Raw genomic sequence first — 23252 nt, 5'->3', positions numbered from 1 at the left:
GACTGTCGGCGGTCGTCGGGTTCTCCCCGGCGGCCGCCGCTTAGTGTTGGGGAAGCATGCACGCGCGAATGACTCACTGGTGGGACGCGATCTCCCTCCGCACCAAGATCACCGGGATCACCGTCCTCCTGGTCGCGCTCGGCCTGCTCGTCGCCGGGCTCGGCACGATGACGGTGCTGAGCACGTACCTGATGCGGCAACTCGACACCCAGGTGACGACCACCAGCTCGCAGCTCGAAGGTCAGAACGTCAGCGACGGTGAGCAGTACTGCAAGCTGTCGATGGTCCTCGAGAAGAGCTCTTACGTCGCCGCGTACGACGGCGGCGGCGAACAGATCTGCGACACGCAGTCGCCGTCGCAGCCGGACGTCTCACACGTCCGCTTCTCGTCGGCGGCCTCCACGGCGGCCCCCTTCAGCCTCTACGACAAGCAGCACAACCACGAGTGGCGTGCCCAGGTCATCCCCGCGAACCTGCAGAACCTCTCCACCGGAGCGACCGAGACCGGCTACGTCCTCGTCGCGGTCTCCAGCGCCGGCACCGACCAGACCATCGCGCAGTTCACGGTCATCTTCCTGCTGTTCGGCATCTCGGTGATCCTGCTCGGGGCGATGCTCACACGCCTCCTCGTCACCGCTACCTTCGACCCGCTGCGCAACGTCGAGGACACCGCGGCTCGCTTCGCAGCCGGCGACTTCAACCAGCGCCTCGACGCAGACACCCCGAACACCGAGGTCGGCCGACTCAACCGGTCCCTCAACGCGATGCTCGAGCGGATCGACGACGCGTTCGAGGACCGTGAGCGCACGATCGACCAGATGCGCCGGTTCGTCGGCGACGCCTCCCACGAGCTCCGGACGCCGCTGGTGTCCCTCCGCGGGTACGCCGAGCTCTACCGCATGGGTGCGCTGCGCAAGGAAGAGGACGTCGCGCAGGCGATGGACCGCATCGAGAAAGAGGCCAAGCGCATGGGCCTCCTGGTGCAGGACCTGCTGCAGCTGGCCCGCATCGACGAGTCGAAGCCGCTCGAACTCGGACCGGTCGACCTCGTCACCATCGCCCGCGACTCCGCGCTCGACACGATGGCGTCGAACCCGGACCGCGAGATCCAGGTCCTGGTCGAGGACGCCCTGACCGGGGAGAACGTGCCGCAGGCCGTGCGGCCGATGAGTTCCTTCGGCGCCGCGGCCGACGGTTCCGGCAGCCCGGCCGCCCCCGCGTCCCCGTCGCTCAACACCACCGGGCCGATCGCGTTCTCGCGGCAGACGATCGCGCGTCTCCGCGCTCGTCGCACCAGGGCGATGAGCCTCGACACGAAGAACCCGACCGACGAGACGACGCCCCTGCCGACGATCGTGCTCCCCAAGCGGCCGCCGATCGTCCTGGCGGAGGAGAACAAGGTCCGGCAGATCGTGACGAACCTGATGGGCAACGCCATGCGGTTCACCGAGCACGATGACCCGATCGAGATCGGCATCGGCGTGGACGACGAGCGCGAGATGGCGCACATCGACGTGATCGACCACGGCGAGGGCATCCCCCCGCAGCTGCGCGAGAAGATCTTCCAGCGCTTCTGGCGAGCCGACACCAGCCGCGCACGGGACACCGGCGGATCGGGCCTCGGGCTCGCGATCGTGTCGGGCATCGTGCACGCGCACCACGGGTCCGTCGAGGTGTTCGACACTCCGGGCGGCGGCGCCACCTTCCGCGTGTGGCTCCCGCTGCTGCCACGCGAGGGCGCTTCCGCCGCCACGCTTTCCTGACCTGAGACGGCGCGCGGCCCGAGGTCGCACGAAGTGCTGCCCGACCCCGTCCCGGGCAGCACTTCGTGCGACCCCGACGTCGGCCTGACGGCATGTCGAGCGACCTCGCGGGGAGCGCGGCTGCTCCCCGGCCGGGAGGCTCTCCCTGCGCCCGCCGTCCAGGTCGCCGGAACTGCCGCCGGCGCCCGTCTCGGTCAGCACGTCGTGCGACCTCGGCGAGCCGGACCTCCCCCGCGTCGCAGGAAAGTCGACTCACTGAGCCGACGCAGAGCTGCGCGCGGGACTGCTTCGCCGGATCGCGAACGCCTGGCGGAGTCGCTCGAAGACCAGCGCCGGACGAGACGCGTCGAGGGCAGTGGCATGCACGACGAGCCATCCGTTGACGACGAAACCGTTGTCTCGCCGTTGATCGTGCTGGAACACTTCGCGGTCACGATGGTGGTCACCGTCGTACTCGAAGGCGATCCGGTACTCGGGCCAAGCCATGTCCACACGACCGAGGAACGTTCCGGAAGGGTCCTCGACGTCGATGTTGAGCACCGGCTCCGGGAATCCGGCGTCGACCAAGGCGAGCCGGAACCACGTCTCCATCGCTGACTCCGAACCGACGCGGACGAGTTCGATGGCGGCTCGGGCCACGCGGACGTGACGGTGGCCCGGACGGATCGATGCGGCAAGCCCGTCGATGGTGGTCAGAGCGCTCCTCCCGACGAGGTGGTCACCGACCGCGACCAGGTCACGGAGCCCGAGCACGGAAGCGCACTCCCACCAGGCCTGTTCCGGGGTGCTGCACCGGACTCCTCGGACCGTGGTCATCGGGGCGTCCGCTCGGGCCCGGTGGCCGGTCACGCCCGGGCGGCGCATCAGCGGACCGCGGCCAGCCGTGGAGACGTGGTTCCGATCCTGTTCCCGCCCGGGCAGCGGTGCTCCCCAGAGGCGCGCCGCCGTGGTGTGACTGAAGAACTGGTGGGTTCCCAGGACGAGTGAGAGCGCGTCCACCAGCGTCCCCTCGCACCCGCGCCCGACGCGGACCCCGTGGACGGGTCGTCGCAGATCGTGGCGGCGAAGTCGTCCTGCGTCGAGGCCCGACGACAGCGCGTCGCGAACCCGGAAGGGCTGCGCGTCGAACGGGCTCGGAAGGGGTCGTGGCTGCACCATCTCGACAGTCTCGAGAACGCGGCGGCGGACCGAGCCGACGACTCCCGTTCCCTGTGGAGAACGACGTGACGCCAGCCTCCAGTGCAGGAGCCTGCAAGTCGCGCACTCGCGAGCCGCGCGATCGAGCGTTCCCGAGGTCGTGAGACGCGCCGCAGCCCGAGCGCCCAGGTCGCGATATGTGCCGCACGCCGCTCGGCCTGCCGGCAGTTCGAGCGACCTCGACGATCGGACGCCGGCCCGCCGGCCCGCCGGCCCGCCGGCCCGCCGGCCCCCCGGCCGGCGGCGCAGCCTTCAAGTCGCACAGCACGCCACGGACTACTCGCCGAGGTCGCACGAAGTGCCGCCTCGGCACCCGGCGGGCGGCAGTTCGTGCGACCTCGGCCGCCGCCCGCCTGCGCCGCCCGCCCCCGCCGGCCCCCGCCCCCGCCGCCCGCCCGCGCCGCACCCGCGCACGCGGAAGGGCCCCCGCACGCGAAGCGTACGAGGGCCCTTGCCGAGCAGGTCCGGACTAGAAGTCCATGCCACCCGTGGGGTCGCCGGCCGGCATGGCCGGGTTCTTCTCCGGCTTGTCGGCGACGACGGCCTCGGTCGTGAGGAACAGACCGGCGATCGACGCAGCGTTCTGCAGCGCCGAACGCGTCACCTTGGCGGGGTCGATGATGCCCGTGGCAATCAGGTCGACGTACTCGCCGGTCGCGGCGTTGAGGCCCCAACCGGACTCGAGCTCGCGGACCTTGGCGGCCACGACACCCGGCTCGAGACCGGCGTTGAGCGCGATCTGCTTGAGCGGGGCGTCGATGGCGACGCGGACGATGTTCGCACCGGTCGCCTCGTCACCCTCGAGGGTGAGCGAGTCGAGCGCGACCTTGCCGGCCTGGATGAGGGCGACGCCACCACCGGCGACGATGCCCTCTTCGACGGCTGCCTTCGCGTTGCGGACGGCGTCCTCGATGCGGTGCTTGCGCTCCTTGAGCTCGACCTCGGTCGCGGCACCCGCCTTGATGACTGCGACGCCACCGGCGAGCTTCGCGAGACGCTCCTGGAGCTTCTCGCGGTCGTAGTCGGAGTCGGTCGCCTCGATCTCGGAGCGGATCTGACGGACGCGGCCGGCGATCTGCTCGGCGTCGCCGGCACCCTCGACGATCGTGGTCTCGTCCTTGGTGATGACGACCTTGCGGGCACGACCGAGGAGGTCGAGCGTCGCGTTCTCGAGCTTGAGGCCGACCTCTTCCGAGATGACCTGGCCGCCGGTGAGGATCGCGATGTCCTGCAGCATTGCCTTGCGGCGGTCGCCGAAGCCCGGCGCCTTGACGGCGACGGACTTGAAGATGCCGCGGATCTTGTTCACGACGAGGGTCGCGAGGGCTTCGCCGTCGACGTCCTCGGCGATGATCAGGAGCTGCTTGCCCGCCTGGATCACCTTGTCGACGACCGGCAGGAGGTCCTTGATGTTCGAGATCTTCGAGTTGACGATCAGGATGTAAGCGTCCTCGAAGACGGCTTCCTGACGCTCGGGGTCGGTGACGAAGTACTGCGACAGGTAGCCCTTGTCGAAGCGCATGCCCTCGGTCAGCTCGAGCTCGGTGCCGAAGGTGTTCGACTCCTCGACGGTGACGACACCTTCCTTGCCGACCTTGTCGATGGCCTCGGCGATGAGCGCGCCGATGGTCGGGTCAGCGGCCGAGATCGACGCGGTGGCGGCGATCTGGTCCTTGGTCTCGATCTCCTTGGCGTCGGCGAGCAGCTGGGCCGAGACGGCCTCGACTGCCTTCTCGATGCCGCGCTTCAGGGAGATGGGGTCGGCACCGGCGGCCACGTTGCGGAGGCCTTCGCGGACGAGCGCCTGGGCGAGCACCGTTGCGGTGGTCGTACCGTCACCGGCGACGTCGTCGGTCTTCTTGGCGACCTCCTTGACGAGCTCCGCACCGATCTTCTCGTACGGGTCGTCGAGCTCGATCTCCTTGGCGATGGAGACACCGTCGTTCGTGATCGTGGGGGCGCCCCACTTCTTCTCGAGGACGACGTTGCGGCCGCGCGGGCCGAGCGTCACCTTCACGGCGTCGGCCAGCTGGTTGAGGCCGCGCTCGAGGCCGCGTCGGGCCTCTTCGTTGAAAGCAATGATCTTTGCCATGTGAGTTCTTCGTCCCTCCCGGACGTCGTCATCGGGGTCGTTCTGGCACTCAGTGTGACCGAGTGCCAAGCCCGATTCTGGCACTCGCCACCCGAGAGTGCAACACAGTCGGGAGGCTCGCCCCGCTTCCACAGGTCGGCCCACCCGACACCCGCCCGCGCTGCGACCGGGACGACGGCCGCCAGACGACGAACGCGCCGCCCCGGAGGGACGACGCGTTCGTGAGCGGTTCTGCGACTCAGGCGGGACGGACCGACTCGGCCTGCGGGCCCTTCGACCCGGTCCCGACGTCGAACGTCACTGCCTGGCCCTCCTCGAGGACCTTGTAGCCGTTCATGTCGATGGCCGAGTAGTGCACGAACACGTCCTGGCCCCCTCCATCCACGGTGATGAAGCCGAAGCCCTTCTCGGCGTTGAACCACTTCACGGTTCCGTTGGCCATGTTCCTTGCTCCCTGCGGTACTGCTGGTGCGAACGACGCCACCATCGCAAATGGTGCCGTCGGGTCCGAGGCCGTGTCGCCTCTCCCGATCTCGCGACATCCCCTCTGGAATGAGGACCTGTCGCGACCACGGGATGACCACTCGTGACTCTGACCGAGTGTCACGATTTCGGCAAGGGGTGTGACACGTATTTCACGGAGCGATCCACCATCCGCAACGTGCCGGAAACACAGAGCCCCGGATCAGCGGTCTCAGCCGGTGTAGTCGGCCCCGAGGACGACCGACACGTCGGCGTTCGGGAAGGCCGCCGACTGCTGCACCGCGGAGGTCCCGAGCGACTGCGCGATCCCCTCCGCGAGCGCTGCCTGCGACTCCTGCTGGTAGTAGACGATGGTCTGCGTCGACCCCGTGGTGCCGGCGTCGCCCGTGGAGGTCACCTTCCACCCGGCGCCGGTGAGCTTCGTGGAGGCGTTCGCGGCGAGGCCCGTGGTCGAGGTCCCGTTCAGCACCACGAGGGTCGTCGCGCCCTGGTCCGAGGGGGACGCAGCGGCAGCCGGCGCGGAGCTGGACGCCTCGCCCGACGGCTCCGGACTGGCCGACGCACCGCCGGTCGGGGTCGAGGACGCCGACGACGACGGGGCCGCCGTCGCTCCGCCACTGCCCTCGGTGAACTGGAAACTGCCGTTGGCGAGTGCGAGCACGAGCACACCGACGCCCACGAGGACACCTGTCGCGAGGGCCGCCCACGCGAACACGATCCATCCACCACCCCGACGGGCAGCACCGCGGTGCGCCCCGACCCGGGGGCCGTCGGTGACGTCGTCGAACCGGTCTCGCGGGAATCTCGTCATCGTTCCTCTTCACGTCCTTCGTGGTCGGCCGGGGGCGCGACGAAGCTGCGGGCAGCGCGGGCACTCGTCCGGGCCCGGCGGAGACGCTGCAGCCGGGTGACCAGCTGCGGGTCGTACGCCAGGGCAGCCGGAGAGTCGATCACCCGGTTCAACACCTGGTAGTACCGCGTCGGCGACATGTCGAACTCGACGCGGATCTCCGCTTCCTTCGTCCGGTCGTGCCGTGCCCGCTCGTGCTCGAACGCGAGCACGTGCTTGGCGAGCTCGGTGAGCTCGTCGGTGGGGAGGGCGGTCACTGTGGTTCCGATCGCGGACGGGTTGCAGGTCTCGCACATCGTAGGGGCGCTCGGCAGGTCGACCCTGGCACGGCGCTGGACTGTCGCGGAACCCGCTCAGCGGAGCGTGCGGCCGAACCACCGGACCCGGGTCCCGAAGGCGTCCGACACGGCGAGCGCCCGGCCGTCGAGGGACAGCGTCGCGAACGCGTCCGGGTCCGCGGGGTCCACGTCCTCCGGCAGCGTCGCGGCGACCCCGGCGAGGATGCCGGTCCGCTCCAGCGCCACCCACCGCACGTCGCGTTCACGGAGCCGGTCGACCAGGCGCTGCCGTCCGGCGCCGGGCACGTAGACGAGCGTCCCCGTCGTGAGGACGACCGGTTCGCAGTCGTCCGGCAGCGCATCGAGCGCCCGGTCCAGGTCCTCCGGCACCCTGCCACGGATCCGGACGGGAGGCTCGACCACCGTCGCCCGCAATGCCTCCGCCATCAGGGCGGTCCGGTCCGTCGCCTCGGGCGGGACGGCCTCGACGAGTCGCTCGAGCGCTCCCGGTGCCGTCGGGTCGATCGGGTTCGGGTCGAGGGCGATGCGCGCACCGATCCGGATCGACGTCGCGGCGGGGTCCGGCGGCGTCCCGGTGACGTCCGCGACGAGGTGCACCGCCGGCCCGGGCACGGCGGTGTGCATCCGGAGGAGCGGGTCCCGCGCCCCGCTACGGACGTCGCGCCCCGTCGCGAGGGGGCGCGACGTGTGCAGCGGGGCGCGTTGCCGGTGGTCGAGCGTCACCCGGTCCGGGATCGAGCAGAGCCCCGCGGCCGCACCGACGTCGACCAGCCCGAGCGGCCGGTCGGACGCCGCGGCGAGCGCCGCGAGCACCGGGACGACGGGGGCGAGCCGGCGCGGGTCGTTGGCCTGCACGGTGGCGGTGGTGAGGGCCGCGACCAGGGCGGGGCGGGCCTCCCGGCCGAGTGCGCGGAGCGATCCGGCGTCCATCGGGTCGGCGCCGAGCCGTCGTGCGACCGCGAACAGCAGTTCCGGCTGACGCTGGGTCGCGGGGACCTCGTCCAGCAGCGCGACGAGGTCGTCGTCCAGGGAGTCGGCCCAGCCGGCGTAGGCGGGCGAGACGGACGCGATCCGGTCCGCGTAGGTGCGGTAGCGCCCCCGGGTGTCCATCAGGACGCCGGGCGGTACATGCCGACGTGGGTGATGCCGGCCTCGTCGTAGGGGACGCCGAAGCGGACGAAGCCGTGGCGTTCGTAGAGCGCGGCGACGTACTGCTGGGCGTGCAGGACGAACGCCTCGTGCCCGTGTTCGGCGAGCACGGCGGCGACCAGCCGGCCGGCGACGCCCTGGCCGCGGTGGTCCGGGTGGGTGGCGACCCGGCCGATCACCCGGGTCGGGGCATCGGTGCCGTCGGGGTGCGGCTCGTCCCCTGCCGGGCGGACCAGGCGGAGGTAGCCGGTGGCCGGCGCGTCCGGGGTGCCGGACCACCAGTGCTCGGTGTCGGGCTCGCGGTCGCGGCCGTCGAAGTCCTCGGCGGTGACCCGTTGTTCGAGGGCGAACACCCGGTTCCGCAGCCGCACGATGTCGTACAGTTCGTCGGTCGTCAGGTGTTCCCAGCGAGCGTGGTGGACGGAATGACCGGACATCCCCCGGAGTTTACTGATCTGACGCACGATGACCGGTGGACACGAGTCCCGGTCGGAACCAGGAGGTACGCACATGGCATACAACGTCGACAAGTCCGACGCCCAGTGGCGCGAGGAGCTCTCGCCGGACCAGTACGCCGTGCTCCGCCAGGCCGGGACGGAGCGCCCGTGGACGGGTGAGCTCCTCGACGAGGAGCGTGCCGGGGTCTACACGTGTGCGGCGTGTGGCGCGGAACTGTTCAAGAGCGGCACGAAGTTCGACTCCGGCTGCGGCTGGCCCTCGTTCTACGAGTCGGTCGACCCGGCAGCGGTGCAGCTCATCGAGGACAAGTCCCTCGGTATGGCGCGCACCGAGGTCCGCTGCGCGAACTGCGGCGGGCACCTCGGCCACGTGTTCCCGGACGGCTTCGGGACCCCTACGGGCGACCGTTACTGCATGAACTCGATCTCGCTCAACTTCTCGGCGGAGGAGTAGCGAACAGGCGACGGCGCCCGGGCTGCGGCTCGGGCGCCGTCGTCGTGTCCTGCCCGGTACGATGGGCGGGTCAGCCGGCATGGCGCAATTGGTAGCGCACCGTACTTGTAATACGGGGGTTGCGGGTTCAAGTCCCGCTGCCGGCCCTCAGGTCCACGCGCGCAGTCCCCGTCCGACGGTCACCGACGCTGCAGGTACCCGCACGTCAGCGTGACGGTCCACGGCGATCGGTCCGGCGACTGTCGGAGCAGTGCGGTCCCCCGTCCGTCGGCGCCGCGGCTCGCACACGTGGCGCGCGCGGCGGGCACCTGCGACGTGATCGTCGGGCCGTCGGACCGGGTGGCGTGGCCGGTGTCGTGGACGTTGACCACGAGCGGGACCGCGACCGCCAGGGCGACCACGACGGCCGCGCCGCGACGGATCCATGCCCGGCGCTGGCCCCGATCCGGGACACGAGCACGGGCCGGGCACCACAGCGCGTCGGCGGTGACCACCAGTGCGAGCAGCAGGAACCCGGAGCTCACCGTCGCGTAGCGGATCGTGCCGAAGTGAGCGACGTGGTCCGCCACACCCTCGGTGAACGCGAACCCGCCGGCCGGGGTGACCAGGAGCGCGGCCGACCAGAGCGCCGCCGCCCCGAGGACCGTCGCGGGGACGAGCCACCGGTGCACCACACCACCGCAGACGATGCCCGCCGCGGCCACCGCGACGCAGACGACGGTGAGCACGACGATCGGGGTCATCCCCGAGGCGCTGATCAGGCCGCCCACCGACCCGAGCCGGGTGGTCCACACCGTGGTCAGCGGGACGGTGACGAAGCCGACGACGACGTCCGCGAGCGTCACGGGCATCGCCGACCCGTAGCTGATCGACGGGCGGGGGTACTGCACCGCCGTGACGACCTGCGCGGCGCCGGCCAGGAGGAACGCGGCGGCGACCGGCCACTTCTCGCGTCGGCGGATCCCGGCCAGGAGCAGCGGGGCGAAGAGCAGCGCCTGCGTCTCGCTGAGCACGACGACGGCGACCAGGACGGCGGTCGCGGCCGACGTCCACCAGGACCGCGGCACGACCAGGAGGACGACGGGGACCAGGAGCAGCAGGAACGAGTGCAGGTTGTTCATCGTCCCGAGCGCCTCACGTGGAGCGGTCGGGATCAGCGGGGGCACGGCCGCGAGCAGGAACGGTGCCACCGGGCTCCGCAGCATCGTGCGCCCGTACAGGTACAGCAGCGCGCTCACGGCACCGACCACCGCACACGAGAGCAGCGTGACCGTCTGGGCGAGGTGCTCCGGGCGGGCGATCGTGCTGCTGACCGCGGCGACGAGGCGCGGGACGACCTGCAGGTAGCCGCCGAACGGCCGGAAGAGGGTGGCGCCGAACCCGTCGACCATGTCCGCGGAGACGAAGTCCCGGCCGTCCTCTGCCCACAGCGTCGCCCGTTGCACCGGGTCCAGGCGGAACCAGGCGGTGGCCGTCGCGAGCACCAGCACGACCAGTGCGACGACCGCGGCCCGGATCGGGCGGCCGGCTGGGGACGGGCTAGTGCTCGAGCCGAGCACAGGGCACCTCTGCCGTCCACAGGCGCGGACGCGGCGACGCTTCGATGCGCACCGTCCCGTCCGGGTCGGCTGAGCAGACGGCCGCGCCCTGTCGCTGCACCTGGGTGGACCAGACCGGTCCGTCAGCCCGTCGGGTCTCGGCGTGGACGTTGAGGACGCCCGCGGCGACGACGCTCGCGACGAGGACCCAGCCGAGCACCGGCAGCACCACACGGCCGCGGCCGATGCAGACGTCCGCGGCGACGACGACCGCGGCCAGCAGGAACATCGACGCCGCGGCGGCGTACCGGTAGGGGCCGAACCGCTGGAACGAGGCCTCGTTCCACTCCGCGAACATGCTCGGGACGGCGTTCACCCGCAGGGCAGCGACCCAGAGCACGGCGGGCGCGGCGCCGAGCGCGACGATCATCCACCGGCTCGCTCCTCCTCGTCGCACCAGTCCGAGGACGAGCACCGCCAGCACCACGACCGCCGGCACGACGACGACCCACCACCCGAGGTGCACGATCGTGACGCCGACCTCCCGCACGTCCCCGTTCCACGAGCCGGCGACGGGTTGCGCGAGGAATCCCGCGGCGATGTCGAGCGGGCTCGCGTCGCTCGGGGTCCGCGGACGCGGTGCCTGGAGGGTCGTGGCGGCCTGCGCGGCGAGCCCCAGGAACGCGGCGGCCAGGACCGGGACACCCCGGCGGCTCCGGAACCCGAACAGGAAGAGCGGCACGAAGAGGGCCGCCTGTATCTCGGTCAGGGTGATGGCGAGCGCGGCGACGGCCATGCTCGCGCTGCTCCACCAGGACCGCGGCCGGAACGCGAAGACCCAGGGCGCCAGGAAGAGCAGGTACCAGTGCAAGTTCGCGGTGTTGCCGGCGATCTCGACGACACCCATCGGCGCGATCGCGGGCACGACCGCCAGGAGCGCCCGGAGCGGTGCCGACCGGACGACGTCCCGCGCCAGGACGAACACGGTCGCGCTGACGATGCCGATCACGCAGCAGGACAGGGCCGTGACGACCATCGCGTAGTCCTCGATCGGCCAGAGCGCGACGGCCGCGTCCACCACGATCCGCGGGACCAGGTGCAGGTAGCCGCTGTACGGGTGGAGCAGCGACGGCACGGCACCGAGCTCCAGCCGCTCGTTGAGGAAGACGCCGGAGTCCTCGGCCCAGGCGATCCCCCGGGTCGGCCAGCCGAGCCGGTGCCACATCCACAGGCTCGAGGCGACAGCGAGCACGGCTGCGACGACCCACGTCAGGATCGGGTGCGTCAGGGCGCGCCGACGACGGACGTCGACCGGGACGGGGGTCGTTTCGAGCACCACAGGACGCTAGCAGCCGCCCGGCCGCGAGGAGCGCCCGTGCATGAGCAGCACCCTGGCATGAGCAGAGCCCCGAGCGACCAGGTCGCTCGGGGCTCCGGCGCGGGTGGAACACGGATCAGGGGCGTTCCCGGCGCTCGGCGCGGTAACCAGCCGGCCGTGCGTCGATCCTGACATCCGCAGGACCACCGGGTCCACGCCGCCGGACGACATCAGCGGTTTCCCGCATCATCCGGCGGGCAGCACCGCGGATCCGCCCTGCCCGGGCGCCTGTTCAGCGGCCGCCGCTGATCTTCCGCTCGCGCTGCGCGACGCCGGCCGTGCCGTACGGGTAGTCGTCCACCCGGGGTGCGCTGGCGTCGGTGAGGGCCCGGAGCTCGGCGTCCTCGAGCACCAGGTCCGCTGCACCGAGGTTGTCCTGCAACTGCTCGACCGTCCGGGCACCGAGGATGACGCTGGTCACGGCCGGGCGGGCGAGCAGCCAGGCGAGGGACACCTGGGATCGGGAGGCACCGTGCGCCTCGGCGACGCTGGACACCACGTCGAGCACCTGCCAGGTGCGCTCGTCGGCGTTGCGGGCCTCCCACGCCTCCATGCCGCGCTTCGGGTCCTCGCCCAGACGCGTCGAGCCGGTCGGGGCCTCGTCACGCTGGTACTTGCCGGACAGCCAGCCACCGGCGAGCGGCGACCACGGCAGCAGGCCGATGCCGGCGTCGAGGCAGGCGGGCACGACCTCGTGCTCGATGTCGCGGACGAGCAGGTTGTACTGCGGCTGCAGGGTGACGGGGGGTGCCCAGCCGTGCGCCTTCGCCTCGTAGACGGCCTTCGTGACCTGGTAGCCGAGGTAGTTCGAGAACCCGTAGGACCCGATCTTGCCGGCCGAGACGGCGTCGTCGAGGAAGCGCAGGGTCTCCTCGATCGGGGTCAGGGCGTCCCACGCGTGCATCTGGTAGAGGTCGATGTGGTCGACGCCGAGCCGCTCCAACGAGGCGTCGAGCGCGACGCGCAGGTGTCGGCGCGACAGGCCGAGGTCGTTCGGACCGTCGCCCTGCGGGAAGCGGCCCTTGGTGGCGAGGACGACCTGCTGCGCCTCGGTGGGGTGTGCCTGGAGCCAGCGGCCGATGATGCGCTCGGACTCGTTGCCCGAGTACACGTCCGCGGTGTCGATGAAGGTGCCGCCGCCGGCCACGAAGGCGTCGATGATGGCGTGGGAGGTGGGTTCGTCGGCTTCGCTGCCGAACGTCATGGTGCCGAGGGTCAGCGATGACACCACTGTCCCGCTGTTGCCGAGGAGTCTGTGTTCCATGCGGCGGACGCTACGCCGCGCGGCCTCCGCAGCGGGAGGGCCCACGAGTACCCGTCAGCTGCCGCCGGACAGGCCGTCGCCCAGGAACGCGATCGCCGGCGTCAGTCCTGTTCCCCCAGGAACGCGATCGCCGCCTCCCGGAAGTGCCGCGACGTCGGGGCGTTGAAGTGGTTCCGCCCCGGGATCTCGAAGAAGGTCGCGTGCGGCGCCGTCTCGGCGAGCCGCAGCGCACTGTCCTTGATGCCGTCCGCGCTGCCCGCGGCGAGCAGCAGCGGCTGTGTCGGCGCGTTCTCGGGCGTCGGCTCGATGCTGTCCCGCATCCCCTCGACCATCGCGACGAGCGCGCGGAGGTCGTTGCCCTCGATGCCGGCCGCCATGGTCAGGTACCCGTCGGTGACGCGGTCCGCCACCGGTGTGCCGTCGGTGATGAACGCCCGGGCCTGGTCGACGCGCACGCTCCGCATGGGGTCGGCGTCGGGGATCCCGCCGAGCACGGCGCGCGAGATCCGGTCGCTCATCCGTCCGGCGGTGTGCCAGCCGACGCGGGCGCCGAGCGAGTACCCGAGGAACGCGACGTCGTCGAGCAGGTACGTGTCGATGACGGCGGAGACGTCGTCGACCAGCAGGTCCATCGAGTAGCTGTGCGGCTCGTGTGGCTTCCCGCTGGCGCCGTGGCCGCGCTGGTCGAACGCGATCACCCGGCGTCCGGCGCGGACCAGGTCGCGGGTCCATCCGGAGGCGTGCCAGTTCAGCAGCGCTCCGGAGGCGAATCCGTGCACGGCGACGACCGCTGGCGCGTCCGGGTCACCGAAGTCGTAGGTGGCGAGCGGCAGGCCGTCCGGGGACATGACCACCCGGGGGCGGGGCGCTTCGGGGACGAGTGACATGGCCTGCCCAGGGTACCGGGGGCACAGTGGCTGGCATGGACGGCTACGGCGGCGATCAGATCCGTGCGGCGGAACGACCGCACCTGGAGGCGGGCGAGCCCCTCATGCAGCGGGCCGCGGACGGGTTGGCGACGATCGTCGGCGATCTGCTCGACGACCCGGCGGTGCGTCCGGGTGACGGTCCGGGATCGGTGCTGGTCCTCGCCGGCAGCGGTGACAACGGCGGGGACGCCCTGTTCGCAGGTGCGCGCCTGGCGACGGCCGGGAGGCGCGTCACGGTCCTGCGCGTCGGCTCACGCGTCCACGAGGCGGGCCTGGCAGCGGCCCGCGAGGCCGGGGCGCACCTCCTGGAGGACCCGGTCGCGGACGGGGCGTCCGGTTCCGCAGCGGGTGCTGCGGACATCCTGCACGCGGCGATGACCCCGGTCGGTGAGCGGCTGGCGCAGATCGCCCGCGAGGCCGCGCTGGAGGCGGACCTGGTCCTCGACGGCGTCCTGGGCATCGGCGGCGGCGGACCCCTGCGGTCGCCGGCGCGTGAGGTCGTGGCGGGCCTCCGCGAGTTGGCGCGGGAACAGCGGGCGCCGTTCGTGGTGGCGGTGGACGTGCCGAGTGGGATCGACGTGGACACCGGCGGCATCGCGGACGACCACGTGCTGCACGCGGACGTCACCGTCACGTTCGGCGGGGTGAAGGCCGGGCTGCTCCGGGGCCCAGCGGCGACGCTCGCCGGACGGATCGAACTCGTCGATGTCGGGATCGGTGCGGACCTGGCGGCGGTGGAGCCGCTGATCCGCACCTGACCTGTCCCGCGTCAGACCGCGCCGGCGTCGACCCCGTGCTCGACGTCGCCACGGGCCTCCAGCCAGGTGTCGACGAAGTGCCGGTAGTTGGCTGCGATGAGCTGCTCGGCCGCCTCGGTGTCCAGGTGCTCGCGGACCACGTCCTCGAGCGGCTCCTCCCAGTTGCTCCGGCCGATCGCGAACCCGACGAAGCCGTCCACCGGTGCAGCGGTGCGCAACCACGCGTCGAGCTGCTCCTGCGGGGCGTCCCGGCCGAGGACGATGCACTGCACGCTGTCGCGGCCACCGCGGCGGGCGGTCGCGACGACGCGTTCGGCGTCCTCTCGACGGTCCAGGCCCTCGAGCTTCCAGACGTCCGCCTCGACCCCGTGGTCCTGCAGGAACTCGAGCACCTGGACGACGAGGTCCGGGCGGAGGTCACGGTCGTAGTCGTCGACCGATGCCGTCTGCTCGTCGGTGCCCGGCACGAGGAGCTCCACGAGGAACGGGCGACCGGCGTCGTGCAGGGTGGCCGCGACGTCGGCGAGCGCGCGCGCCTGCTGCTCACGGGAGTCGGCGTCGAACGCGGGGTTGTCCCGGACCAGCACCTTCACCCAGTCCGGGTCGAAGGCGTCGACGTGCGCGACCCAGTCGTCGCCGTACTCGAGTTCGAACCACTCGCGGCCGGATCGTTCGATCGGCATGGCGAGCTGCAGCCCGGCTTCCTTGACCAGTCGGGCGACGTCGGCGCCGTACAGCTCATCGACCAGCACGCCGGTGCGCTCCCGGGAGGCTCCTGCGGCGAGGGCGGTGAGGACCCCGCGGTAGACGAGCTGCTTGCCGGCGCGGACCCGTTCGGCCTCGGCCTCGTCCGCGGGCTCACCCGAGTCCTCGTCGTACGTGTGCTTGAGGAGCGAGGACCGCTGGTCCATCGCGAGGAGGAACAGGGGGTGGGTCTCGTCGAGGATCGGCATGTGCCCCGGTCTACTCCGTCGGCGCTCCCCCTCGGTTCGGGTCGGAGTGGTTCCGGGCGGCGTCGTGGTTCCGGGCGGCGTCGTATTTCCGGGCGGCGTCGGCCGATCGTCCGTACGTTCGGAGCATGACGTTCAACGACGACACCCGGCTGCAGGGCGGCAAGGTCAAGCGCCGCGGGCGCAACACGGCCATCGGCGGCGGCGCGGCCGGAGTCACCGCGATCGTGGTGTTCCTCATCGCGCAGTTCACCGGCGTCGACATCGGCGGGTTGGTCGGCGGCGGGAGCGGTCTCACCCCGATCCAACAGGGCGGCGTCGAGGCCACACCGATCACCGAGTGCCAGACCGGCCGCGACGCCAACGCTGACGTCGAGTGCCGGATGGAGGGCGCCGCCGAGTCGCTCGATGCCTACTGGAGCTCCGAGTCGCAACAGCTCGGGACGTCGTACTCGACACCCGACTTCTTCCTGTTCGACGGGTCGACCGACACCGGGTGCGGCACCGCGTCGGCGGCGACCGGGCCCTTCTACTGCCCGCCGGACCGGGCGATCTTCCTGGACACCGCGTTCTACGACGACCTGAAGTCGACCTACGGGTCCTCGGGCGGTCCGCTCGCACAGATGTACGTCGTCGCGCACGAGTGGGGCCACCACGTGCAGCAGCTCCAGGGCACCTTCGCCGACACCGACCGGAGCGGCACCGGCGCCTCGTCCGGCAGCGTCCGAGTCGAGCTGCAGGCGGACTGCTACGCCGGGGCGTGGGTCGGGGACGCGGCGACCACGAAGGCGGCCGACGGTTCGACGTTCTTCGAGCCGGTGACCCGCGCCCAGATCGCCGACGCCCTGTCCGCCGCCAGCGCCGTGGGTGACGACAGCATCCAGGAGAAGGCGACCGGACAGGTCGACCCCGACTCGTTCACGCACGGGTCCAGCGCGCAGCGGCAGCGGTGGTTCGAGCGCGGCTACGAGCGCGGGGCGACGAGCTGCGACACCCTGAGCGTCGCCGGCTCGTCGCTCTAGGTCGGGCGGCCGGCCGGGCCGGTCAGTCCGAGGTGGCGGAGGCGGACGGGGTCTCCGACGACGAGCTGCTCGGCGTCGGGGTCGGGGTGGACTCGGTGCTGCCGGCGGCCCCGACCACGAACGTGCGGAACTCGTCGTTCGTCGACGCGGTCGTGTACTGGTACTGCTGACCGTTGACGAGCACCAGCGGGGTCCCCGGGAAGGTCGTCAGATCGGAGCCGGGGATGTCCCCACCGGTCACCGCGGTGGTGCGCTCGTCGACCCACTTGCCGTAGCGCTGGTCGTCGATGCAGGACTCGATCGTGGAGCCGTGCCGGACACCCGGGACGCTCGTGATCACCGAGGCGAGCTGCTCGTCCGTCAGGCCCGGCGTGCCCTCTTCCGGCTGCTTCGCGAACAGGGCCTTGTTCACGGCGAAGAACGAGTCAGGCGACTCCTGCGCCACGCAGGCCGCCGCGTTCGCCGCACGGAGCGAGTACTTCGTGCCCTGCGAACGGTTCGACAGGATCGCGACGGGGTGGATGTCGATCGTCGCGGCCCCCGAGTCGACCAGGCCCTCGATGTACTCGCTGTTCGTCGACTCGAACGCGCCGCAGATCGGGCAGAGGTAGTCGACGTACAGGGTGATCCGCACCGGGTCCGCCGAGGCGGTCTCCCCCGCGGACGGCCCGCTCGACGCGGCGCCCGGGTCGACGGCCTTCAGACCGGTGCTGATGGTGATGCCACCGTCGGCCATCGTGTCCGGGCCGGGGCCGGCGGGACGCGAGGAGTTCACGAGGACGAGCGTCACGATGGTGGCGGCGGCGACGAGCACCACGCCGAGTCCGATCTGCAGCCCCAGTCGGGCACCACGCTGGCGACGCTTCTGCTGGGCTCGGGTGCGCTGGGCTCGCTCGCGGGCAGCGGCACGACGAGCGTTCCGTTCGGCACGAGCGGCACCGGCGCGGTCCTCGCGAGGGCGGTCGTCGCGAGCACGCTCGTCGCGAGCACGGTCATCGCGAGCATCGTCGTCGCGAGCGCGGTCGTCACCTTCAGGGCGGTTGGTCATCGGGCGGCTGTCCTCCTGGTCGGTGTCCGCTCGGCCTCCCCCCGGTCGGCGGACGGACCCGCCGATTGTAGTGGCGGCCGATGGGAACCAGCCAACCAGCAGGGAATGCCCGGGGTACCGGCAGCTGCGCACTGGCGCCGGTCCGAGAACTCGTGTTGTATGAGCAGCGATGGTCGACGGCGACCATCCGCCGGCCCTCGCGGGTCGTCGCTTCACTACGGATCGTCCGGCACGTACCTGCCGGTGGAGAGGACCGAACGCTCATGGCGTCCGTCACCTATGACAAGGCAACCCGTCTGTACCCCGGAGGCAACCGCCCCGCGGTGGACTCCCTCGACCTGGACGTCGCCGACGGCGAGTTCCTCGTCCTCGTCGGCCCCTCGGGCTGTGGCAAGTCCACGTCCCTGCGCATGCTCGCCGGCCTCGAAGAGGTCAACTCCGGCGCCATCCGCATCGGCGACCGCGACGTCACCGACGTCCCGCCGAAGGACCGCGACATCGCGATGGTGTTCCAGAACTACGCGCTGTACCCGCACATGACCGTCGCCGAGAACATGGGCTTCGCGCTCAAGATCGCCGGCGTCGGCAAGGAAGAGCGCGCGACCCGCGTGCAGGAGGCAGCCAAGCTGCTGGACCTCGAGCAGTACCTCGGCCGCAAGCCGAAGGCGCTCTCCGGTGGTCAGCGTCAGCGCGTCGCGATGGGCCGCGCGATCGTCCGTCAGCCGCAGGTGTTCCTCATGGACGAGCCGCTGTCGAACCTCGACGCCAAGCTCCGCGTCCAGACCCGCACGCAGATCGCGTCGCTGCAGCGTCGCCTCGGCGTCACCACGGTCTACGTCACGCACGACCAGACCGAGGCGCTGACCATGGGTGACCGCATCGCGGTGCTCAAGGACGGCATCCTGCAGCAGGTCGGCACGCCGCGCGACCTCTACGAGAAGCCGAACAACGTGTTCGTCGCCGGCTTCATCGGCTCGCCGGCCATGAACCTGCTGCCGGCCTCCGTGGTCGAGGGCGGCATCACCTTCGGGTCGCTCAACCACCCGATCGACCGCGACACCCTCTCGAACGCCCGCTCGGGTTCGGTGACGGTGGGCGTCCGCCCCGAGGACATCATCGTGTCCCAGTCCGGTGAGGGCCTGCCCGTCACGGTCGACGTCGTCGAAGAGCTCGGCGCCGACGGCTACCTCTACGGCCACGCTGACGTGAACGGCACGCGCACCGACATCGTCACGCGCGTCGACGGTCGCAACCACCCCTCGATCGGTGACACGATCGTCGTGAGCCCGAAGCAGGGTCACGTGCACGTGTTCGACGCCGAGTCGGGCGAGCGCCTCGACGACAAGGCCGTCATCAGCGCCTGATCCGCACCACCGGGAGCCCGCCAGCCGCCGCACCAGGCGGGTGGCGGGCTCCCGCCGTTCCCCCTGTGGGACGGGAGGCGCGGTGCGGGCCCGCGCCGCGCCTCCCGTCCTGCAGACCCACCGCCGAGCACCTGAGGACCCGTCGTGCCCGACTCCATGACCATCACCGCCGCCACCGTCGACCCCGGCCTGCTCGACCTGCCGTGGGACCTGCCCCTCGAGGCCTGGCCGGACGAGACGATCGTCGCGCTGCCGAAGGGCATCTCGCGGCACCTGGTGCGGTTCGTGCACCTCAGCGGCTACGTCGTCGCGGTCAAGGAGACCAGCGCCGAACTCGCGCGCTCCGAGTACGACATGCTCCGCACCCTGCAGCGCATGGACGTCCCGTGCGTCGACCCGGTCGCGGTCATCACGAACCGCGTCGGCCGCGAGGGCGAGGAACTCCAGCCCGTCCTCGTCACCCGGCACCTGCGTTTCTCGCTCCCCTACCGCGCCCTGTACTCGCAGACGTTGCGGCCCGACACCGCCACGCGGCTCGTCGACGCGCTCGCGCTCCTGCTCGTCCGCCTGCACGTCATCGGCTTCTACTGGGGTGACGTCTCGCTGTCGAACACGCTGTTCCGGCGGGACGCCGGCTCGTTCGCGGCCTACCTGGTCGACGCCGAGACCGGCAAGCTCTACCCGGGCGGCCTGTCGAACGGGCAGCGTGAGAACGACCTCGAGGTCGCCCGCGTCAACATCGCCGGGGAGCTGCTGGACCTCGAGGCCGGCGGACGGCTCGACGAGAACGCCGATCCGGTCGACGTGTCGAACCGGATCGTGGCCCAGTACCGCACCCTCTGGACCGAGCTCACCGGCCCGGAGCAGTTCGACGCCGGCGAGCGCTGGCGGATCAACGACCGGGTCGAGCGCTTGAACGCGCTCGGCTTCGACATCGAGGAGTTGTCGATCCGCACGGCCGAGGCCGGCGCCCAGGTCCGCATCCAGCCGAAGGTCGTCGACGCCGGCCACCACCAGCGCCGACTGCTGCGCCTGACCGGGCTCGACGCCGAGGAGAACCAGGCCCGACGACTGCTCAACGACCTGGACGCCTACCGTGCCCGCAACGGCCGCGAGGAACTCGACGAGGAGATGGTCGCGCACGAGTGGGTCTCGCGCGTGTTCGAGCCCGTCGTCCGTGCGATCCCCCGGGACCTGCGTGGGCGACTCGAACCGGCCGAGGTGTTCCACGAGCTGCTCGAGCACCGGTGGTTCATGTCCCAGCAGGAGGAGCGTTCGGTCTCCCTGCCCGAGGCCACCACCGCGTACATCAACGACGTGCTGCGGCACCGCCGCGACGAGCGCACGCTCATCAACCCGCCGACGTCGTCGATCGCGCTGCCCCTGGACGACGACGAGGACGACGTCGACGACTGGCGCGCGTCGGTCTGACCCGCGGTCGCACGACGTGCCGCCGGTGCAGCGCCGAGGTCGCAGAACGTGCCGCCTGCCGACCGGAGAGACGACAGAACGTGCGACGTCGGCACGCGGCCGTCCCGGGCGAGCCCGAGGTCGCGAGACATGGCGAGCGCTCGCTGCCGAGGTCGCAGAACCTGCCGCCTCCCGGCCCGCCGGGCGGCAGGACGTGCGACTTCGGCGACGGGTTCGCGGGCGACGGGCGGGAGGGCAGACGGGCAGACGGACGGGAGGCCCGGTGCCGGTCTCGTGGACCGGCACCGGGCCTCCCGGGTGTCGTCTGGTGCGCGCTACGCGGAGCGACGGCGCCGCGCGACCTCCCACAGGGTGACGCTCGCGGCGATGCCGGCGTTGAGCGACTCCGTCGCGCTGGAGATCGGGATCGACACGATCGCATCGCACGTCTCGGTGACCAGGCGGGACAGGCCCTTGCCCTCGGAACCGACGACGATGACGATCGGCCGGTCGGCGAGCTCGAGGGCGTCGAGCTCGACGTCGCCGTCCCCGTCGAGTCCGAGCACGAACAGGCCCATCGACTTCAGCGACTTGAGCGTCTGCGTCAGGTTCGGGGCCATCGCGACGGGTGTGCGTGCAGCGGCACCGGCGGAGGTCTTCCACGCCGACGCGGTCACACCGACCGAGCGACGCTGCGGCACGATGACACCGTGCCCGCCGAACGCCGCCGTGGAGCGGATGATCGCTCCGAGGTTGCGCGGGTCGGTGATGCCGTCGAGGGCCACGAGGAGCGGCACCTGGTCGCGGGAGAACGCCCGCTCGACCAGGTCCTCGGACACGGCGTACTCGTACGCCGGCACCTTGAGCGCGACGCCCTGGTGCACGCTGTCGTGCCCGGTGATGCGGTCGAGCTCCGGGCGCATGATCTCCATGATCGGCACACCGCGGTGGTTGGCGAGCGTCAGGATCTCCTTGACGCGGTCGTCGACCTCGATGCGGGCCGCGACGTAGAGCGTCGTCGAGGGCGTCTTCGTACGGAGCGCCTCGAGCACCGAGTTGCGTCCGGTCACGAGCTCGCTGTCGTCGGTCTTCCGCGCGGGCGGACGACCGCCGGTGCGGGTCTGCGGTGCCGAGGCACTGCTGCCGCCGCGACGCGTGCGGGCCGCTTCGAAGCGCTCCTTCGCGGCCTTGCGCTTGCCGGCCGGGTGGTAGGGGCGGTCCTCGGCCTTGGGGGTCGGCTTGCGACCCTCGAGCGCCTGGGCGCCCTGTCCGCCGGAGCCGACCTGCTTGTTGCCCTTGCGGCCGGCACGGACAGCGCCCGGACGACCCTTCTTGCTCCCCGAGACGTTCTTCATGCAGTTCTCCTGTTCGGCACTGCCGTGTTCAGGCGATGCTCCAGCGTGTTCCGGACGGTGTGTCCTCGATCGTGATGCCCGCGCCTGCGAGATCGTCCCGGACGCGGTCGGCCGTGGCGAAGTCCCGTGCGGCCCTGGCGTCGGCGCGCTCCTGTACGAGGCGTTCGACGAGGGCGGCGAGCGGTGCTGCGGAGGTGTCGTGCCCACCACCCGACCAGTGCGGTGCACGCGGGTCGATGCCGAGCACCTCGACCATCGCAGCCACCTGATGGTACGCGACCCCGAGCGCTTCCGCATCGTCCGCGTCGAGTACGGCGTTGCCGGACCGGACGGTCTCGTGCAGCACTGCCAGCGCCTGGGGCACCGCGAGGTCGTCGTCCATGGCGTCGGCGAACCCCTGCGGAACGGCCGGAGCGTCGCTCAGCCGGACCCCTTCGAGGCGCGTGGCGGCCCGTGACAGGAAGCCGTCGATGCGGTCGAGTGCGGCTTCGGCCTCGGCCAGGGACCCGTCGTGGTGGTCGATCGTCGAGCGGTAGTGCGCGGCACCGAGGAAGTAGCGGACGACGACCGGACGTGCGGACTCGAGGAAGTCGGCGGCGAAGATCGAGTTGCCGAGCGACTTCGACATCTTCTGCCCACCGACGGACACGAGTCCGTTGTGCAACCAGTACGACGCGAAGGCGTCCCCGGCAGCGGTCGACTGCGCCAGTTCGTTCTCGTGGTGCGGGAAGCGGAGATCGAGGCCACCGCCGTGGATGTCGAACGCGGGCCCGAGGTAGCGCCGGGACATCGCGGAGCACTCGATGTGCCACCCGGGACGACCCGCACCCCACGGGGAGTCCCAGCTCGCGGTCGAGGGCTCCCCCGCCTTGCTGCCCTTCCAGAGTGCGAAGTCCCGGGCATCACGCTTGCCACGGGGATCGGCATCGGTGGCGTCGACCATGTCGTCACGTCGCTGTCGGGTGAGCGCGCCGTACTCCGGCCAGCTCGCGGTGTCGAAGTACACGTCACCACTGCCGTCGGCGGCCGGGTACGCGTGCCCGCGCTCGATGAGCCGCGTGATGATGTCCTGCATCTGCGGGATGCTCGCGGTCGCACGGGGCTCGTACGTCGGCGGCAGGATGCCGAGTGCCGTGTACGCGGCGGTGAACTCGAGTTCGACGCGGTACGCCCGCGCCCACCAGGGTTCGTCGGTGCCCGCGGCCAGGTCGAGGACCTTGTCGTCGATGTCCGTGACGTTCCGCACCAGGGTCACGCGGTACCCGCGGTGGCTCAGCCAGCGACGCCAGATGTCGTAGACCAGCGCGGACCGGAGGTGCCCGATGTGCGGCGACGACTGCACCGTCGGGCCGCAGACGTAGATGCTGACCTGTCCGTCGACCAGGGGCACGAGGTCGACGACGTCGGCGGCGCGGGAGTCGTACAGGCGAACGGTCACGCGACAAGCCTAGAGGGCCACACCCGCGGTGACACGGGGCCACCCGGAGCCTG

Annotated in this window: 21 protein-coding genes and 1 tRNA gene; 7 read left to right on the top strand and 15 right to left on the bottom strand. The window is 71.4% G+C overall.

Going from position 1 to position 23252, the window contains the following annotated elements:
- The first annotated feature begins 68 nt into the window (after nt 1–68).
- Nucleotides 69–1763, top strand: coding sequence for a cell wall metabolism sensor histidine kinase WalK (locus tag DEJ31_RS06900; RefSeq protein ID WP_258366200.1), 1695 nt, complete (start codon nt 69–71; stop codon nt 1761–1763).
- A 252-nt stretch (nt 1764–2015) separates the two neighbouring features.
- Here the strand turns inward: DEJ31_RS06900 and DEJ31_RS06895 are convergent, their stop codons facing one another.
- The 7 genes from DEJ31_RS06895 to DEJ31_RS06860 form a co-directional block, all read right to left on the bottom strand.
- Complete coding sequence (locus DEJ31_RS06895) at nt 2016–2762, bottom strand: endonuclease domain-containing protein (protein WP_146243110.1); 747 nt, start codon at nt 2760–2762, stop codon at nt 2016–2018.
- Nucleotides 2763–3429: 667 nt separating this feature from the next.
- A complete protein-coding gene (gene groL, locus DEJ31_RS06885) occupies nt 3430–5052 on the bottom strand; it encodes a chaperonin GroEL (RefSeq protein WP_110903409.1) in 1623 nt (540 codons plus the stop codon).
- A 238-nt stretch (nt 5053–5290) separates the two neighbouring features.
- Entirely contained in the window at nt 5291–5494 is a 204-nt protein-coding gene (locus DEJ31_RS06880; RefSeq protein WP_056120541.1) for a cold-shock protein, read from the bottom strand.
- A 252-nt stretch (nt 5495–5746) separates the two neighbouring features.
- A complete protein-coding gene (locus tag DEJ31_RS06875; protein ID WP_110903410.1) occupies nt 5747–6346 on the bottom strand; it encodes a LytR C-terminal domain-containing protein in 600 nt (199 codons plus the stop codon).
- Entirely contained in the window at nt 6343–6642 is a 300-nt protein-coding gene (locus DEJ31_RS06870) for a DUF3263 domain-containing protein (RefSeq protein WP_258366198.1), read from the bottom strand. The genes DEJ31_RS06875 and DEJ31_RS06870 overlap by 4 nt, the downstream gene beginning before the upstream one ends.
- A 96-nt stretch (nt 6643–6738) precedes the next feature.
- Entirely contained in the window at nt 6739–7794 is a 1056-nt protein-coding gene (locus tag DEJ31_RS06865; protein ID WP_111121501.1) for a DUF2332 family protein, read from the bottom strand.
- Entirely contained in the window at nt 7794–8270 is a 477-nt protein-coding gene (locus DEJ31_RS06860) for a GNAT family N-acetyltransferase (protein ID WP_220034848.1), read from the bottom strand. The genes DEJ31_RS06865 and DEJ31_RS06860 overlap by 1 nt, the downstream gene beginning before the upstream one ends.
- Nucleotides 8271–8343: 73 nt before the next feature.
- Between DEJ31_RS06860 and msrB the strand changes: the two genes are divergently transcribed.
- Nucleotides 8344–8745: a peptide-methionine (R)-S-oxide reductase MsrB gene (gene msrB, locus DEJ31_RS06855; protein WP_110903414.1), complete on the top strand. Its 402-nt coding sequence runs from the start codon at nt 8344–8346 to the stop codon at nt 8743–8745.
- A gap of 73 nt (nt 8746–8818) precedes the next feature.
- Nucleotides 8819–8891: transfer RNA gene (locus DEJ31_RS06850), tRNA-Thr, on the top strand.
- Nucleotides 8892–8924: 33 nt separating this feature from the next.
- Here DEJ31_RS06850 and DEJ31_RS06845 read toward each other — a convergent pair.
- From DEJ31_RS06845 to DEJ31_RS06830, 4 genes are all read right to left on the bottom strand, one after another.
- Nucleotides 8925–10304, bottom strand: coding sequence for a hypothetical protein (locus DEJ31_RS06845; RefSeq protein WP_111121499.1), 1380 nt, complete (start codon nt 10302–10304; stop codon nt 8925–8927).
- Nucleotides 10285–11619, bottom strand: a complete 1335-nt coding sequence (locus tag DEJ31_RS06840; protein WP_146243109.1) for a hypothetical protein — start codon at nt 11617–11619, stop codon at nt 10285–10287. Before DEJ31_RS06840 ends, DEJ31_RS06845 begins: the two co-directional genes overlap by 20 nt.
- A gap of 274 nt (nt 11620–11893) precedes the next feature.
- Entirely contained in the window at nt 11894–12925 is a 1032-nt protein-coding gene (locus tag DEJ31_RS06835) for an aldo/keto reductase (protein WP_111121497.1), read from the bottom strand.
- Between the two features lie 101 nt (nt 12926–13026).
- The gene (locus DEJ31_RS06830) at nt 13027–13812 is read right to left on the bottom strand and encodes an alpha/beta fold hydrolase (RefSeq protein ID WP_111121496.1); all 786 of its coding nucleotides are present in this window, start codon (nt 13810–13812) and stop codon (nt 13027–13029) included.
- Nucleotides 13813–13847: 35 nt separating this feature from the next.
- On the opposite strand from DEJ31_RS06830, the gene DEJ31_RS06825 reads away from it, so the two are divergent.
- Entirely contained in the window at nt 13848–14612 is a 765-nt protein-coding gene (locus DEJ31_RS06825; RefSeq protein ID WP_111043692.1) for an NAD(P)H-hydrate epimerase, read from the top strand.
- Between the two features lie 11 nt (nt 14613–14623).
- Here DEJ31_RS06825 and DEJ31_RS06820 read toward each other — a convergent pair whose 3' ends face one another.
- Entirely contained in the window at nt 14624–15565 is a 942-nt protein-coding gene (locus tag DEJ31_RS06820) for a 2-deoxy-5-keto-D-gluconate 6-phosphate aldolase domain-containing protein (protein ID WP_110903421.1), read from the bottom strand.
- A 125-nt stretch (nt 15566–15690) separates the two neighbouring features.
- Between DEJ31_RS06820 and DEJ31_RS06815 the strand changes: the two genes are divergently transcribed.
- Entirely contained in the window at nt 15691–16584 is an 894-nt protein-coding gene (locus tag DEJ31_RS06815) for a neutral zinc metallopeptidase (protein ID WP_111043394.1), read from the top strand.
- Between the two features lie 22 nt (nt 16585–16606).
- On the opposite strand, the gene DEJ31_RS06810 is transcribed toward DEJ31_RS06815, so the two are convergent.
- On the bottom strand, nt 16607–17632 hold the full coding sequence (locus DEJ31_RS06810; protein WP_110903423.1) for a thioredoxin domain-containing protein: 1026 nt from the start codon (nt 17630–17632) through the stop codon (nt 16607–16609).
- A 263-nt stretch (nt 17633–17895) separates the two neighbouring features.
- On the opposite strand from DEJ31_RS06810, the gene DEJ31_RS06805 reads away from it, so the two are divergent.
- Complete coding sequence (locus tag DEJ31_RS06805; RefSeq protein WP_110903424.1) at nt 17896–18996, top strand: ABC transporter ATP-binding protein; 1101 nt, start codon at nt 17896–17898, stop codon at nt 18994–18996.
- A 144-nt stretch (nt 18997–19140) separates the two neighbouring features.
- Complete coding sequence (locus tag DEJ31_RS06800; protein WP_110903425.1) at nt 19141–20427, top strand: DUF4032 domain-containing protein; 1287 nt, start codon at nt 19141–19143, stop codon at nt 20425–20427.
- A 314-nt stretch (nt 20428–20741) separates the two neighbouring features.
- On the opposite strand, the gene rlmB is transcribed toward DEJ31_RS06800, so the two are convergent.
- Both rlmB and cysS read right to left on the bottom strand, forming a co-directional pair.
- The gene (rlmB, locus tag DEJ31_RS06795; protein ID WP_110903426.1) at nt 20742–21761 is read right to left on the bottom strand and encodes a 23S rRNA (guanosine(2251)-2'-O)-methyltransferase RlmB; all 1020 of its coding nucleotides are present in this window, start codon (nt 21759–21761) and stop codon (nt 20742–20744) included.
- Nucleotides 21762–21789: 28 nt separating this feature from the next.
- Entirely contained in the window at nt 21790–23199 is a 1410-nt protein-coding gene (gene cysS, locus DEJ31_RS06790) for a cysteine--tRNA ligase (protein WP_111121495.1), read from the bottom strand.
- Between the last annotated feature and the right edge of the window lie 53 nt (nt 23200–23252).

The sequence above is a fragment of the Curtobacterium sp. MCPF17_031 genome (assembly GCF_003234035.1).
In the GTDB taxonomy this organism is placed as follows: Bacteria; Actinomycetota; Actinomycetes; order Actinomycetales; family Microbacteriaceae; genus Curtobacterium.
The sequence above is the reverse complement of the archived record's forward strand: the minus strand, read 5'-3'. Positions and strand labels throughout refer to the sequence as shown.

Bases quoted from the DNA above. Each gene is read 5' to 3' on its own strand.
- DEJ31_RS06820 (WP_110903421.1), bottom strand. From the start codon at position 15,565: ATGCCGATCCTCGACGAGACCCACCCCCTGTTCCTCCTCGCGATGGAC.
- DEJ31_RS06860 (WP_220034848.1), bottom strand. From the start codon at position 8,270: ATGTCCGGTCATTCCGTCCACCACGCTCGCTGGGAACACCTGACGACC.
- groL (WP_110903409.1), bottom strand. From the start codon at position 5,052: ATGGCAAAGATCATTGCTTTCAACGAAGAGGCCCGACGCGGCCTCGAG.
- DEJ31_RS06880 (WP_056120541.1), bottom strand. From the start codon at position 5,494: ATGGCCAACGGAACCGTGAAGTGGTTCAACGCCGAGAAGGGCTTCGGC.
- DEJ31_RS06830 (WP_111121496.1), bottom strand. From the start codon at position 13,812: ATGTCACTCGTCCCCGAAGCGCCCCGCCCCCGGGTGGTCATGTCCCCG.
- DEJ31_RS06825 (WP_111043692.1), top strand. From the start codon at position 13,848: ATGGACGGCTACGGCGGCGATCAGATCCGTGCGGCGGAACGACCGCAC.
- rlmB (WP_110903426.1), bottom strand. From the start codon at position 21,761: ATGAAGAACGTCTCGGGGAGCAAGAAGGGTCGTCCGGGCGCTGTCCGT.
- DEJ31_RS06810 (WP_110903423.1), bottom strand. From the start codon at position 17,632: ATGACCAACCGCCCTGAAGGTGACGACCGCGCTCGCGACGACGATGCT.
- DEJ31_RS06835 (WP_111121497.1), bottom strand. From the start codon at position 12,925: ATGGAACACAGACTCCTCGGCAACAGCGGGACAGTGGTGTCATCGCTG.
- msrB (WP_110903414.1), top strand. From the start codon at position 8,344: ATGGCATACAACGTCGACAAGTCCGACGCCCAGTGGCGCGAGGAGCTC.
- DEJ31_RS06875 (WP_110903410.1), bottom strand. From the start codon at position 6,346: ATGACGAGATTCCCGCGAGACCGGTTCGACGACGTCACCGACGGCCCC.
- DEJ31_RS06865 (WP_111121501.1), bottom strand. From the start codon at position 7,794: ATGGACACCCGGGGGCGCTACCGCACCTACGCGGACCGGATCGCGTCC.
- DEJ31_RS06815 (WP_111043394.1), top strand. From the start codon at position 15,691: ATGACGTTCAACGACGACACCCGGCTGCAGGGCGGCAAGGTCAAGCGC.
- DEJ31_RS06900 (WP_258366200.1), top strand. From the start codon at position 69: ATGACTCACTGGTGGGACGCGATCTCCCTCCGCACCAAGATCACCGGG.
- DEJ31_RS06805 (WP_110903424.1), top strand. From the start codon at position 17,896: ATGGCGTCCGTCACCTATGACAAGGCAACCCGTCTGTACCCCGGAGGC.